The organism is Mesorhizobium sp. LNJC394B00 (genome assembly GCF_000502555.1).
Taxonomy (GTDB): Bacteria; Pseudomonadota; Alphaproteobacteria; order Rhizobiales; family Rhizobiaceae; genus Mesorhizobium.
In genome coordinates this window covers 422469-436403 of record NZ_AYWH01000002.1, presented here as the reverse complement: position 1 = coordinate 436403, position 13935 = coordinate 422469, and the positions used below count along the sequence as shown (strand labels likewise).

Sequence of the window (13935 nt, the reverse complement as noted above, 5' to 3'; positions counted from 1 at the left end):
GCCCGTTTTTTCCTCAGCGCCCCCATTTCCTCAGCGCAAGTCGGCTTTTCCTGAGTTCAAACCTGGCGTAGCCGAACGGGTTATTTCTTGCGCGGTTTGCGACCCGGCACCGTCTTGGCCTTGCCGGGTCTTGCCGGCGCGCCTGGGATGGCGGTCGAGGTGATCGACACCGGATCGCTGGCCGGAAACGTGTCCTCGAGGCCTTCCTCGAGTTCCTCTTCGGCAGTCACCTCGTGATGCTGCTCATGTTCGAGTGAGCGCACGGCGGACGTCTTGCCAGCTGACTTCGGCGGCGCTTTCGACGGCATCGTATGTTCTCCCTGATGGGGGAAGCAGAACGGCTTGACCCGTCAAACGTTCCTACGCCGCCGCGTCGCTGGCTGCTTCCGACAGGAAAGTAAAGACATAGTCCGAGAAGGAACGCCAGCACTCGACCCGGAAAGCGTCGGCTGCCGTGCGCAACAGCAGGATTTCGCACTTGCCGAGAATGGTGCGCGACGCCGCGCGCACCGGAAAAGCCTCGAGCGACAAATCCTGCGGGCAGCCTGCATTGATCGCGGCGGCCGCCGCTGGGCCGGTGACGGCGAAGGCGACGTTGCGGTGCGAGATGCCGACCGCCGAATGCAATGCGGCAACCCCAGCACGATCGGCCAGCGGATCCTTGCCAGCCTCATCGATGACCAGCCACTCGTCAGGGCCGAGCCACAGCGCCGTGCGGCCAGCCTTGGCCGCCGAAGTTTTCGGCTGCTTCGGCAAGGTCAGGCCGAGCGCCTTCGACAGCGCCGCGACGGAAGCCTCCGGCGCGCGCAGCGACATGCGCTCCGCCGGCGGCAGCACCTCGACCTTGACATCCGTTGCGGAAACGACGCGTCCAGCCAGGGCCGGGCGGCGCTCGACCGACGCCGCTGCAGCTGGGGCCGTCTTCTTTGCAGCAGCCTTAGCCATTGAGGCGCCCTCCCGTCTCGTCGAAGAACACCATGCCGGTAACCTCCACTTCGATCACCCCGTTCGGCATCGGCACATAGAGCGTGTCGCCCATCCGGTCGCGGCCGCCGGCAACCAGCGCCAGCGCGATCGAGCGACCGCAATTTTCCGACCAGTAGCTGGATGTGACGTGACCGATCATCTTCATCGGGATCGCCTGCTTCGGGTCAGCGACGATCTGCGCGCCTTCCTCAAGCACCACTTTCGGGTCCTTGGTCTTCAAGCCGACCAGCTGCTTGCGGCCCTTGGCGACCAGATCGGGCCGCGTCAGGCCGCGAATGCCGACGAAATCGGTCTTCTTCTTGCCGACCGCCCAGTCGAGCCCGGCATCGTTCGGCGTCACCGTACCGTCCGTGTCCTGCCCGACGATGATGTAGCCCTTTTCGGCGCGCAGCACGTGCATCGCCTCGGTGCCGTAGGCAGTCGCGCCATGCTTTTGGCCCTCGGCCCACAGCGCTTCCCAGACGGCCTGGCCGTGATCGGCCGGCACGTTGACTTCAAAACCGCGCTCGCCGGTGAACGACATGCGAAACAGCCTGGTCGGCACGCCGCTGATCTTGCCTTCGCGCACCGACATATGCGGCAGCGCCTCGTCGGACATGTCGATGCCTTCGACCAAAGGCGCGATGATGTCGCGCGACTTCGGCCCCTGCACGGCGATGACCGCCCACTGTTCGGTGATCGAGGTCAGCCAGACGTTCAGATGCGGGAACTCGGTCTGGAGATAATCCTCCATATGGTTCATGACGCGGGGCGCGCCACCCGTTGTCGTCGTCACATGGAAACGATCCGGCGCCAGCCTGCCGACGACGCCGTCATCATAGATGAAACCATCCTCGCGCAGCATGATGCCATAGCGGCAGCGGCCGCGTTCCAGCTTCTCCCACGGATTGGTGTAGAGCAGTTCCATGAACCTGGCCGCATCCGGCCCGACCACTTCGATCTTGCCCAGCGTCGAGGCATCGAACAGGCCGGCATTGCTGCGGACCGCGACGCATTCGCGGTCGACCGCCTTGTGCATGTCTTCGCCCGCCTGGGGGAAATACCAGGCGCGCTTCCACTGCCCGACATCCTCGAACACCGCACCATGCGCTTCCGCCCAGGGATGGATCGCGGTCTTCCGTGTCGGGTCGAACAGCGGACCGCGCGAATGGCTGACTATCGCGCCGAAAGTGACAGGCGTATAGGGCGCGCGGAATGTGGTCAGCCCGACCTCGGGGATCGGCTTGCCAAGCGTCTCGGCGGCAATCGCAAGGCCGTGCATGTTGGACGTCTTGCCCTGGTCGGTCGCCATGCCGTTGGTGGTGAAGCGCTTGACGTGCTCGATCGAGCGCATGCCTTCATGCACCGCCTGGCGGATGTCCTTGGCGGTGACGTCGTTCTGAAAATCGACGAAGGCCTTGACCGTCTTGTCCGGCCCGGCGCCGGGCGCCGCGCCCAGCATGCCGCGCGACCAGCTTTCCGACGCGTCGACCTTCGGCTTTACGCCCTTGGCCACTTTGCCGCCCGCATCCTTCGCCGCCTTTGCGCCGGCCGCATAGGCCTCATCGATCGACGCCGAGAGCCCATCCGTACCGTTGCAGGCGCCGACCGAAACGCAGTCCTGCGCATAGATGCCCGGCACGAAGCGCTTGGTCTCGTCATTGAAGGCGACCTTGCCGCGCGACTGTGAGAACAGATGCACCGACGGCGTCCAGCCGGCCGACATCAGGATGGCGTCGACCGGAATGGTGCGCTCGCCGCCCCCATTCTTCGGCTGCACCGTCATCGAGGTCACGCGCAACTTGCCGCCGGCGCGGATCACCGCGCGGCCGAAATTGACCTCGATCCCGAGCGCCCTCGCCTCGTCGATCACAGGTCCGGTCGGATGGTCGCGCAGGTCGACGATCGCCGCCACGTTGACGCCGGCCTTCTTCAGGTCGATCGCGGCGGAGTAGGCCGAGTCATTTGCGGTGTAGACGCCGACATTTTTGCCGACCGCGACACCGTACTGGTTGAGATAAGTCCGCGCCGCCGAGGCCAGCATGATGCCGGGCCGGTCATTGTCGGCAAACACCATATGGCGTTCGATGGCGCCGGTCGCCAGCACCACGCGCTTGGCGCGTACCTGCCATAGGCGCTCGCGCGGCAAATCGTGGCCGGGGTTTTGCAGATGGTCGCTGACCCGCTCGACCAGGCCGACGAAGTTCTGCGCGTAGTAGCCGAACGCCGTCGTCCGCGACAAAACGCGGACATTGTCCAGGGCGGTGAGCTTGGCCACCGCGCCTTGCGCCCAGGCATAACCGTCCTGGCCGTCGATCTTCGCCCCGCTCTCGAAGCGCAGGCTGCCGCCGAAGCTGGCCTGTTCATCGGCGAGGATGACACGCGCGCCGGTTTCGGCAGCGGCGAGCGCTGCCGCAATGCCGGCCGCACCGCCGCCTAGCACCAGTACGTCGCAATGCGCATAGCGCGACGAATAATGGTCGGGATCTGGCTTGTCAGGCGAAACGCCGAGGCCGGCCGCGGCGCGGATCTTCGGCTCGTAGAGGCTCTTCCAGGCCGCCTTCGGCCACATGAAGGTCTTGTAGTAGAAACCGGCCGAAAACAGCGGCGATGCAATGTCGTTGACCGCGCCGACGTCGAAGGCGAGCGACGGCCAGCGGTTTTGCGAGTTGGCGACGAGCCCGTCATAGAGCTCCTGCACCGTGGCGCGGATGTTGGGCGCCTTGCGTGCCGCGTCGCGCTTGACCTCGACCAGCGCGTTGGGCTCTTCCGCTCCGGCCGACAGGAAGCCGCGCGGACGGTGATACTTGAACGAACGTCCCACCAAATGCACGCCATTGGCAAGCAGCGCCGAGGCCAGCGTGTCGCCTTCGATGCCGGTGTAAGACTGGCCGTCGAAAGAGAACCGCGCGGTCTTCGCCTGGCTGAGACGGCCGGCGCTCGGAATGCGGAACGCGCCGCTCATTTGGAAGCCATTTCGTTGGAGTTTTTGGGCAGCTTGGACGGTTTCGGCTCGCCGGCTTTGTAAGTCATGACGAACTTGTCGGTGACGGTGTCGCGCACCGCATTGAAGAAGCGTGCGCAGCCATGGATGTGGCGCCAGCGCTCATAGATGATGCCCTTGGGGTTCGAGCGGATGAAGAAGAACTTTTCAAAATCGTCGTCGCTCTCGCCCGCCATGTTGGCCGAACGCGCAATATGCGCCTCGCCGGCGTTACGGAACTCGAGCTCCGGGCGCTCTTCCTCGCAATAGGGGCAGCGGATGAGAAGCATTATCGTTCGTTCCTACAATTCGCCGTGGCCGACATGCGCGCCGGCCGGTTGGTTGCAAAGCCTCTGGCCCATCGCAGCAAAAGGCGCGACGAGCCGAATGCGCTCCTCTACACTTGCGGCGGGGCGAAACAGCTCGCGATACGCCATGTTGCCGATCGTGAGCTGAAACGGATCGGTCGTCACGATGACGCTGCGCGCATCGAATGTGTCGTCCTCGCCGAGATCGGAGGGCCTGTTCTCCATGAAGATGACCACCTTCTGGCCACCGCTCCACACGCATGCCAGAATGCCGGCGTCGATCGAAAACGGCCAATTGGCTTCGTTGCCGGCGCGGCTGATCGGCTGCGTCCGCACCTCGTCCGGTGACGGAAAATGGAACAGGTCCTGCTCCCCCGCCAGCACCAGCGGCACCGCTACAGCCAACTCCACCATCATCAGTGCGCCACCGCCGCCGCCGCTGCCTCGTCGATGAGGCGGCCGGTACGGAAGCGCTCGATGGTGAAGGGCGCGTTGATAGGATGCGGATCGTCCTTGGCAATCGTGTGGGCAAAGACATGGCCTGAGCCGGGCGTTGCCTTGAAGCCGCCCGTGCCCCAGCCGCAATTGACGTAGAGGCCTGATACCGGCGTCTTGGCCAGGATCGGCGAACGGTCGGGCGTCACGTCGACGATGCCGCCCCACGAGCGCAGCATCTTCATGCGGGTGAAGATCGGGAACATCTCGCAGATGGCGTCGAGCGTGTGCTGCAGGATATGCAGGCCGCCGGTCTGCGAATAGGAGACATACTGGTCGGTGCCGGCGCCGATCACCAGCTCGCCCTTGTCGGACTGCGAGATGTAGGCGTGCACCGTGTTCGACATCACCACGCAAGGCACCACCGGCTTGACCGGCTCCGACACCAGCGCCTGCAGGGGATAGCTTTCCAGCGGCATGCGCACGCCCGCCATGTTCATGATCACCGAGGAGTGGCCTGCAGCCACCACGCCGACCTTCTTGGCGCCGATGAAGCCGCGCGTCGTGTCGACACCCATGACCGCGCCATTGGCCGCCCGCTTGACGCCGGTGACCTCGCAATTCTGGATGATGTGCACGCCGCGCGCCGAAGCGCCGCGCGCATAGCCCCAGGCCACCGCATCGTGACGCGCCGTGCCGCCTCGCCGCTGCAAGGCGGCGCCGACGACGGGATAGCGCGCCTGCCTGGAAATGTTGAGCGGCGGGCAGAATTCCTTCGCCTGCTCGGGCGTCAGCCATTCATTGTCGATGCCGTTGAGACGGTTGGCATGGACATGGCGCTTCAGCACCTGGATGTCGTGCACATTGTGCGCCAGCATCATGACGCCGCGCGCCGAATACATGACGTTGTAGTTGAGTTCCTGGGAGAGCCCATCCCACAGCTTCAGCGCATGGTCGTAAATGCCGGCGCTCTCGTCGTAAAGGTAGTTGGAGCGGATGATGGTGGTGTTGCGCCCGGTGTTGCCGCCGCCTAGCCAGCCCTTTTCCAGCACCGCGACATTGGTGATGCCGTGCACGGTGGCGAGATAGTAGGCGGTGGCCAGGCCATGACCGCCGGCGCCGACGATGATGACGTCATATTCCTTCTTCGGCTCCGGCGAGGACCATTGTTCCTCCCAGCCCTTGTGGCCGCGCATGGCCTCGCGGGCGATGGCGAATACCGAATATTTTTTCAACGTTCCAGCCTCGCAAATGGCGATGGGGTATTTTACGCAGCCCCGGCGCGCGAGGTGTATCACTAGCGAAACGGCGCTTCCACCCTTGCGCTGTTTGCGACGGCGCTTGCCGTTTTGCGCCGCGGTGGAAAAGACCTGCCCGGGCTGGCAGGCATGGCTGCGTTCGGACACACTGGCGATCGCGAGACTCTGGAGGACGAATATGGGCAACGTCTGGTGGAATCTGACCTTGCGTTTCCTGCTGGAACTTGCCGCCTTGCTTGGCCTCGGCTTTGCCGGCTGGAGCCTCTCCGGCGGATGGTGGCGCTGGCTCTTCGCCTTGGCCTTGCCGTTCATTGCAGCTGCGCTGTGGGGAACCTTCGCGGTGCGCGGCGATCCGAGCCGGTCCGGACGCGCGCCGGTTCCTGTACCAGGCGCAGTCAGGCTGGTGCTTGAACTGGCCATCCTGTTTGGCGGTGCAGCCGGATTCTATGCCGCCGGTCACACAACCACGGGCGTTGTCATCACGCTGCTCATCGCCATCAGCTACGCATTTTCGCTCGACCGCCTCGGCTGGCTGCTGAAGCAATAGTCCGGCGCGCCGCGCTTGTGCCGCTGCGAAGCCATTCAGCAAGTCGAGCACGTATCGGGTGGCTAGCACCGTCCCGAACTGCGATCAACATCCCGGTTGCCGGCACAGCCGGCGCGATGAAAGGATGTAAGAAAATGTTCGTACTCACCAATAAAATAGCGATCGTCACCGGCGCCAGTTCCGGCATCGGCCGCGCCACCGCAAAACTCTTCGCCGAAGAAGGCGCCAGGGTCGTCATCGCCGCCCGCCGCCAGGCCGAACTCGATGCGCTGGTCGTCGAAATCGAGGACGCCGACGGCACGGCAGTCGCGCTTGCCGGCGATGTCCGCGACGAAGCCTATGCAAAAGCCCTCGTCGATCTCGCCGTCGAAAAATTCGGCGGGCTCGATATCGCCTTCAACAATGTCGGCTCCGTCGGAACGATGGGTCCGATTTCGGAACTGTCGCTGGACGGATGGCGCGAGACGCTCGACGCCAATCTGACCAGCGCCTTTCTCGGCGCGAAATACCAGGTGCCGGCGATGGTCGAACGCAGCGGCGGATCGCTGATCTTCACCTCGACCTTCGTCGGTCACACAGTCGGCATGCCGGGCATGACCAGCTATGCCGCGAGCAAGGCCGGACTGATCGGCCTGACGCAGGTACTGGCCGCCGAATACGGCCCCAGGGGCGTGCGGGTCAACGCGCTGATGCCGGGTGGCACCGACACCCCGTCGGCAACATTCAAGACGCCGGAATCACGCGCTTTCGTGGAAAACCTGCATGCCTTGAAACGTGTCGCTGTGCCTGAAGAGATCGCCCGCGCTGCGCTCTTCCTGGCATCGGATGCGTCGAGCTTCACCACAGGATCGGCGCTGTTTGCCGATGGCGGCGTCTCGATCACCCGGACGTGAAGCATTTCGCGGGCCATCGCCCGCGCCGATCAGCCATAGACCCCGAAACCGGACTTGCTTTTTCCACGCGATTTGGCGATTCGGTTTCGGGTGAGGAGGACGGACATGCTGCTGATCAGGACCTATGTCGCCCAGAGCGCAATCGAAGGCGTCGGCGTGTTCGCCGCCGAGCCGATCAGGAAGGGCGCCTCGATATGGCGGCTCGATCCGGATTTCGACCGGCTGATCCCGATGGACAAATACGAGGCGGCGCCGCCGCACCTCAAGGAATTGCTCGACCGCTATGCCTATCCGAGCCCCGACCGTCCCGGCTTCATGGTCTATGAAGTCGATAATGGCCGCTTCATGAACCACGCCGAGCGGCCGAACACGGATTTTTCGCAATATGGCGGCGCCACCGTCACTCGAGATATATCAGCCGGCGAGGAAATTACCTGCGATTACGGCGAATTCTTCGAGGATTACGCACGGCTCCATCTGGCCAGCGCCTAGTTGGCGCCCTATCTCGGGGCTGCCGTGGCAAATTGGCGGTTGTCCTTCATTTCCAGTGTGGACAGCGCGGCCTGATTCTGCTATCAGCCGCCACAATTCGTGGTGTAAAGCGCCGCGGAGGCATGTGGCTATGGTCACTTGCCTGTTGATATCAAACCCGAAAGACAGGATTGCCCGTGCAGGTACTCGTCCGCGACAATAACGTTGATCAGGCGCTTCGCGCTCTCAAGAAGAAGATGCAGCGCGAAGGCATTTTCCGCGAAATGAAGATGCGCGGCCATTACGAGAAGCCTTCCGAGAAGCGCGCCCGTGAAAAGGCCGAAGCCGTTCGCCGCGCCCGCAAGCTGGCCCGCAAGCGCGCCCAGCGCGAAGGCCTGCTGCCGATGACGCCGCGCCCGGTTGCTGCCGGCGCCGCCGGTGGTCCTGGTGGTGCTCCGCGTCCGCCGCGGTTCTGACGCCAATTTTTCGTCCTTTTCGAAGGATACTCTGAGGTGGCGCGATGCGGAATCGCCGCCACCTTTTTGTTTGGAGCGCCGCCATTCTGTTGGAGGGCGTTCCCTTGAATGCGCAAACCGCGTTCTAGATTTTGTTACGACAATCTGTGACCCGGCCCGGAGGGGGACCTGGACGGCGCGGCTGAAGTGAGGACAGGGCAGACATGAACGCAATCGGCGTAGAGCGCAGAACCACAATGCGCGGTTTGGCCCTGGCGGCAGCCCTGATGTCCGGCCTGGTGCTGGCCGGTTGCCAGAGCGTTCCGACCGGCGAATTCAACAACATCGACAAGGCGCAAGGCTCGAGCGAGAACATCTCCTCGCTGTCGGCGGTGATCCAGCGCAATCCGCAGGATCCGGAAGGCTACAATGTGCGCGGCTCGGCCTATGGCCGTGGCGGCCAGTATCAGGCGGCGCTGAAGGATTTCGACACCGCCATCCAGCTCAACCCGAATTTCTACCAAGCCTATTCGAACCGGGCGCTGATCCAGCGCTTCCTCGGCAACCAGGCGGCCGCCCTTGCCGACTACAACCGCTCGATCCAGATCAATGCAAATTATGACGCCGCCTATATCGGCCGCGGCAACCTTTATCGCAAGGCAGGCCAGACCCAGCAGGCCTTCAACGATTTCCAGAAGGCGATCCAGCTCGACACCACGGATGCCCGCGCCTACCACAATCGCGGCCTGATCTATCAAAGCCAGGGCCAGCACAAGTTTGCCATCGAGGATTTCTCGACCGCCATCTCCCTAGCGCCGGACGCGGCCGAACCCTATAACGGCCGCGGCCTCTCCTATCTCGCCATGAATGACGAGGACAACGCCTTCTCCGACTTCAACATGGCCATCAAGCTCGACGGCAAGAACGCCGAAGCCTGGTCCAACCAGGCGCTGATCTACGAGCGCCGCGGCGACAAGGTCAAGGCCTCGAAGGCCTACCGCGAAGCCGTCCATCTCGACCCGACCTACCAGCCGGCCAAGGACGGCCTGTCGCGCACATCGGGCGCCACCGCCGGCTGAGATGCGGCCGGCGCGCCGCCATCGGCGGCGGCTTCTTCAACAACGCTCCATTCCTGATACGGTGCGCCGCGTGAGCGGTTTCTCCCCGGGAAAGCGCAGAGCCCTTCCGCTACGGATTGCGTATCCAGAAAACCCCACTATCACCCAATCTTAACCACCGGGGCAAAGCGTTAACCCCTGCCTTGATCGCGCCAAGTTTTCAGCGGAACGCTCCGGGCCATTCAACCGTTGTTGAAGGCATTTTCGAAAGGACTGACCCATGATCAAGAAAATCATCTGTGCCGCGGCACTTGCCACGACGCTGCTTGCCGTTCCCGCCAGCGCCGGCAAGCTTCAGCTCGGCACGCTCGATTGCACCATCGACGGCGGCGTCGGTTACGTCATCACGTCGAACAAGGGCGTCGACTGCACGTTCCGCCCTTATCACCATGGGCCGTCCGAGAAATACACGGGGATGATCTCCAAGCTCGGGGTCGATCTCGGCCAGACGCATCAGGGCCAGCTGGTGTGGGCGGTTCTGGCCGCCACCCGCGGCCATGACGAGGGCGACCTTGCCGGCCACTATTACGGCGTCAACGCCGAGGCGAGCGTGGTGACCGGCGGCGGCGCCAATCTGCTGGTCGGCGGGCTCGACGGCGCCTTTGTGCTGGAGCCGCTCAGCGTCCAGGCGCAGACCGGCGTCAATGTAGCGGTCGCCGTGACCTCCCTGGAGCTGATCCACTCGTTCAAATAAGCATCGGCAAATAAGTATCGACTGATCCCTCTACGCGCGGCGCGGAACAGGTTACTGTTTCGCGCCGCATGCTTTTTGGGGGATCCGCCGTGCTGAAACCAGCCATCGCCGCCGCTATCACCATCATCTGTACCGCCCAGGCCCAAGCGCAAGACCAGGGCATCGAACTCGGTGTGCTCGATTGCGCCATCGGCGGCGGCACCGGCTTCATCTTCGGCTCCAGCAAGGATCTGAGCTGCACCTTCACGCCGGCCGACAAGAGCTTTTCGCCGGAAGCCTATTTCGGCGCCGTCAACAAATACGGGCTCGACATCGGCACCACCAAGCAGACCGTCATGCAATGGCTGGTGCTGACGCCGCTGAGGAACATCTATGCGCCCGGCGCGCTGGCCGGCGACTATATCGGGGCCAGCGCCGAAGTGACGGCGGCGGTCGGCGCCGGCGCCAATCTCCTGGTCGGCGGCTCCTCGCAGGCCTTCACCCTGCAGCCGCTCAGCCTGCAGACGCAGACCGGTATCAACATTGCCATCGGCGTCAGCCAGTTTCAGCTGCGCAGCATTGAGAACTGACCGGCGCATCAAGCGGAGAGGCTTCCGGCCAATCTCGACCGTTTGCACTTCGATAAAAAGCCACTTGAGCTCAACTGCGCTTGAGGTTTTACAACTCGCCTGACTGAAACAGCGCGCATGGCCCCGCCGGAAAGCCCGACTGGCTTCTGGCGCCATGCGCCGGCATCGAGATATGCAAAGGCAGGGTAAAAGAATGACTGAAATCACCAGCAACAAGGTCGACTGGCGGGCATTGTGGGCAAGCGGCGACCTCGCGCGCTTCTGCTTCATCAGCCTCGGCATCCTGCTGCACGCCACCAACGAGACGATGGTGGCGACGGTCATGCCGGCCATGGTCGGGGACCTCGCCGGTGTGCAGTTCGTCGGCTGGTCGCTGGCCGTCTACGAGCTCGGCGCCATTGTCGCCGGCGCTGCGGCGGGGCGGCTGGTCAGCTATGTCGCTCTACGCTCCAACGTCACGGTTGCCGCCCTGCTCTATGCCGTGGGCGCCCTGATCTGCGCCACCGCGCCGTCCATGCCGGTGTTTCTTGCCGGCCGTCTGGTCGAGGGGCTCGGCGGCGGTGCGCTGGTGTCGCTGGCCTTCGTCTCGGTCGAGCGGCTGTTTAACCGCAACATCTGGCCACAGCTGTTCGGCATAATGTCGGCGATCTGGGGCGTCGCCGCGTTCAGCGGCCCGATGCTCGGCGCGATCATGGTCGAGCTCCTGTCCTGGCGCTGGGCCTTCGGCGTCTTCGTGCTGGGTGGCATTGCCATGGCATCGGCAAGCTTCATCGTCCTGAACACGCCGGAAGCGGCGAAGCCGCAGTCCGCCGCCGGCACATCGCCGCCCTTCCCCTATGCAGCACTTGGCTGCCTCGCCATCGCCGTCGTGCTGATCGCCACCGCAGGCGTCGACGTCGCCTTGCTGCGCTCGTCGCTGCTGCTGGCCCTCGGCCTCGCCGGCCTGGCGCTGTTCGTTTTCGTCGACGCCATGAAGCCGCAATCGCGACTGTTCCCGTCGGGCCTGTTCTCATGGCGCTCGCCGGTCGGCAGCGGCATGACCATGGTTGCCGCCTTCTCGGTGGCGACAGTCTCTTTTTCCATCTACGGGCCGCTTCTGCTTACCACGCTGCACGGCATCCCGATCCTGACCACAGGCTACATCATCGCCGCCGAATCGATCGCCTGGTCGATCCTGTCGATCGCCGTCGCCAATGCGCCGCTGCAGCGCGAACGGCAGATCCTCGTCATCGGCGCGCTGATGATTGCAGCCGGCCTCGCGGGTTTCGCCTATGCCATCCCCGCCGGCTCGATCCCGCTGATCCTGCTCTGCGCTTTGTTGCAAGGCGGTGGCTTCGGCGTGTCATGGCCCTTCCTGACCCGCATCATCGTCGCCTCGGCCCGCGATGGCGAGCAGACGATCGCCTCGGCCGCCGTGCCGACCATGCAGCGCATCGGCTACGCCGTGGGCGCCGCCATGGCCGGCATCATCGCCAATGCCAGCGGCTTTTCGGACGGACTGAACCGCGAGGCAGCAGCGCACGTCGCCGGCTGGCTGTACCTGGCCTTCGTGCCACTCGGCATTGTCGGTTGCCTAGCGGCGTTGAAGATGGCTTTGGAGGCACGCCGGCCGCAACTGGCGCCAGGCTGAGGGCACGGCGGATCGAGAATTTGGCGACAGCATTCCGCCGGCGCTGTCGGCATCAAATGCCCTCGGCCACAAGGCTGCCTGCAAGACCATGGCCTGCCCGATTGCGGAACCGGCGGCCGCTCAGGCTTGCAAACGCTCGGCGATGAGCGCGGCGAGCCGCGCCGCCACCTCGTCCTTGCCCATCTCAGGCCATTCCTCGACGCCGTCCTTCGAGACGATGCGCACCTTGTTGCGGTCGCCGCCCATGACGCCGGTGGGGCCGACGCCGCTTTCATGCGAGACATCGTTGGCGACAATGAAATCGGCGCCCTTCTTCTTCAGCTTGGCCTCGGCATTGGCAATCAGGTCCTGCGTCTCGGCGGCGAAGCCGACAACCAGCCCCGGGCGTTGCCCGTGATGACCGACGCTGGCGAGAATGTCGGGGTTTTCGACCATTTGCAGCGCCGGTGGGCCTTGGCCCGCCACCTTCTTGATCTTCTCGCCGGCCGTGCCAGCGGTGCGCCAGTCGGCGACGGCAGCTACGAAGACCGCGGCGTCCGCCGGCAACAACTGTTCGACGGCCGCTTTCATCTCGGCCGCGGTCTCCACATGCGTCGTCACAACGCCGGCCGGATCGGCAATGCCAACCGGACCGGAGACCAGGCGTACATCCGCGCCCAGTCTTGCCAGCGCTGCCGCAATCGCATGGCCCTGCTTGCCCGAAGAGCGGTTGGCGATGTAGCGCACCGGGTCGATCGGCTCATGCGTCGGCCCCGAGGTGACGATGATCCTGCGGCCGGCCAGCGGCTTCGGCCTGCTGTCGAGCAGTGCCTCGATCACTGCCACGATCTCCAGCGGCTCGGCCATGCGGCCCTCGCCCGCCTCGTTGCTTTCCGCCATCTCGCCCTTGGCCGGGCCGACGAAGGCGATGCCATCCTTGGCGAGCGTCGCCCGGTTGCGGCTCGTCGCGGCATGCGACCACATTTTCGGGTTCATCGCCGGCGCCATCAGCACCTTCTTGTCGGTGGCGAGCAGCACCGTCGAGGCCAGATCGTTGGCATGGCCGTTGGCGAGCTTGGCCATCAGATCGGCAGTGGCCGGCGCCACTACCAGAAGGTCGGCCTCGCGCGACAGGCGGATATGGCCGACATCGTGCTCGTCATTGCGGTCGAACAATTCGCTGAAGACATGGTCGGCCGAAAGCGCGCCGACCGAAAGCGTGGTGACGAACTCCTGCGCCGCCGATGTCATCACGACGCGCACCGCCGCACCGCGCTCGCGCAGCCGGCGGATCAGGTCCAGCGCCTTGTAGGCGGCGATGCCGCCGCCGATGATCAGCAGGATGCGCTTGCCGTCGAGGGTTTTGTGCGTTTTTGTGGATTGACCTCGCTCGGGCAGATCGATGTCAAAACCTCCATGAGGCTCAACCAAGCGGCGGATTGTTGCATAGAGGGTTTCGCTCTCGGGCATGCCGGCTTCCGCCGACAGCACGCTTTTGGCAAGCGCATCACGCGCCTCTTCCTCCATCGACACCCCGCGCGCCGCAGCGCGCTCACGCAATTTCTGCTTCACGTCGTCAGCTAGATTGCGGACAGTAATGGTGCCCATGACTTGCTCCGCAACATCAA

At 64.3% G+C, this 13935-nt stretch carries 15 protein-coding genes; 8 read left to right on the top strand and 7 right to left on the bottom strand.

What is annotated here, in order from left to right; genetic code table 11:
* Positions 1-80: 80 nt before the first annotated feature.
* From X751_RS157065 to X751_RS157090, 6 genes are read right to left on the bottom strand one after another with little or no spacing between them, the layout of a single operon-like run.
* A complete protein-coding gene (locus X751_RS157065; RefSeq protein ID WP_023671147.1) occupies positions 81-308 on the bottom strand; it encodes a hypothetical protein in 228 nt (75 codons plus the stop codon).
* Between the two features lie 52 nt (positions 309-360).
* Entirely contained in the window at positions 361-945 is a 585-nt protein-coding gene (locus tag X751_RS157070) for a sarcosine oxidase subunit gamma (protein WP_023744165.1), read from the bottom strand.
* Positions 938-3931 (bottom strand): sarcosine oxidase subunit alpha, encoded by a 2994-nt coding sequence (locus X751_RS157075; RefSeq protein ID WP_023700997.1) that lies wholly within the window; start codon positions 3929-3931, stop codon positions 938-940. The genes X751_RS157070 and X751_RS157075 overlap by 8 nt, the downstream gene beginning before the upstream one ends.
* Complete coding sequence (locus X751_RS157080; RefSeq protein WP_023683197.1) at positions 3928-4239, bottom strand: sarcosine oxidase subunit delta; 312 nt, start codon at positions 4237-4239, stop codon at positions 3928-3930. The genes X751_RS157075 and X751_RS157080 overlap by 4 nt, the downstream gene beginning before the upstream one ends.
* Before the next feature lie 12 nt (positions 4240-4251).
* A complete protein-coding gene (locus tag X751_RS157085; protein ID WP_023686459.1) occupies positions 4252-4674 on the bottom strand; it encodes a hypothetical protein in 423 nt (140 codons plus the stop codon).
* Entirely contained in the window at positions 4674-5927 is a 1254-nt protein-coding gene (locus tag X751_RS157090) for a sarcosine oxidase subunit beta (RefSeq protein WP_023686460.1), read from the bottom strand. The genes X751_RS157085 and X751_RS157090 overlap by 1 nt, the downstream gene beginning before the upstream one ends.
* 202 nt (positions 5928-6129) lie before the next feature.
* Between X751_RS157090 and X751_RS157095 the strand changes: the two genes are divergently transcribed.
* From X751_RS157095 to X751_RS157130, 8 genes are all read left to right on the top strand, one after another.
* Entirely contained in the window at positions 6130-6498 is a 369-nt protein-coding gene (locus tag X751_RS157095) for a YrdB family protein (RefSeq protein WP_023744164.1), read from the top strand.
* A 134-nt stretch (positions 6499-6632) separates the two neighbouring features.
* Positions 6633-7391 carry an SDR family oxidoreductase gene (locus X751_RS157100; RefSeq protein WP_023744163.1) on the top strand — a complete coding sequence of 253 codons (759 nt, stop codon included), beginning with the start codon at positions 6633-6635 and terminating at the stop codon, positions 7389-7391.
* Positions 7392-7496: 105 nt separating this feature from the next.
* Entirely contained in the window at positions 7497-7883 is a 387-nt protein-coding gene (locus X751_RS157105) for an SET domain-containing protein-lysine N-methyltransferase (RefSeq protein WP_023744162.1), read from the top strand.
* Between the two features lie 176 nt (positions 7884-8059).
* On the top strand, positions 8060-8338 hold the full coding sequence (gene rpsU, locus X751_RS157110) for a 30S ribosomal protein S21 (RefSeq protein ID WP_023671138.1): 279 nt from the start codon (positions 8060-8062) through the stop codon (positions 8336-8338).
* Positions 8339-8541: 203 nt separating this feature from the next.
* Positions 8542-9396, top strand: coding sequence for a tetratricopeptide repeat protein (locus X751_RS157115; protein WP_023714058.1), 855 nt, complete (start codon positions 8542-8544; stop codon positions 9394-9396).
* A gap of 259 nt (positions 9397-9655) precedes the next feature.
* Positions 9656-10129, top strand: coding sequence for a DUF992 domain-containing protein (locus X751_RS157120; RefSeq protein ID WP_023671136.1), 474 nt, complete (start codon positions 9656-9658; stop codon positions 10127-10129).
* 89 nt (positions 10130-10218) lie between these two features.
* Entirely contained in the window at positions 10219-10698 is a 480-nt protein-coding gene (locus X751_RS157125; protein WP_023683192.1) for a DUF992 domain-containing protein, read from the top strand.
* Positions 10699-10891: 193 nt separating this feature from the next.
* Positions 10892-12328 carry an MFS transporter gene (locus X751_RS157130; protein WP_023744161.1) on the top strand — a complete coding sequence of 479 codons (1437 nt, stop codon included), beginning with the start codon at positions 10892-10894 and terminating at the stop codon, positions 12326-12328.
* A gap of 120 nt (positions 12329-12448) precedes the next feature.
* Here X751_RS157130 and coaBC read toward each other — a convergent pair whose 3' ends face one another.
* Complete coding sequence (gene coaBC / locus X751_RS157135; RefSeq protein WP_023744160.1) at positions 12449-13915, bottom strand: bifunctional phosphopantothenoylcysteine decarboxylase/phosphopantothenate--cysteine ligase CoaBC; 1467 nt, start codon at positions 13913-13915, stop codon at positions 12449-12451.
* Positions 13916-13935 lie beyond the last annotated feature (20 nt).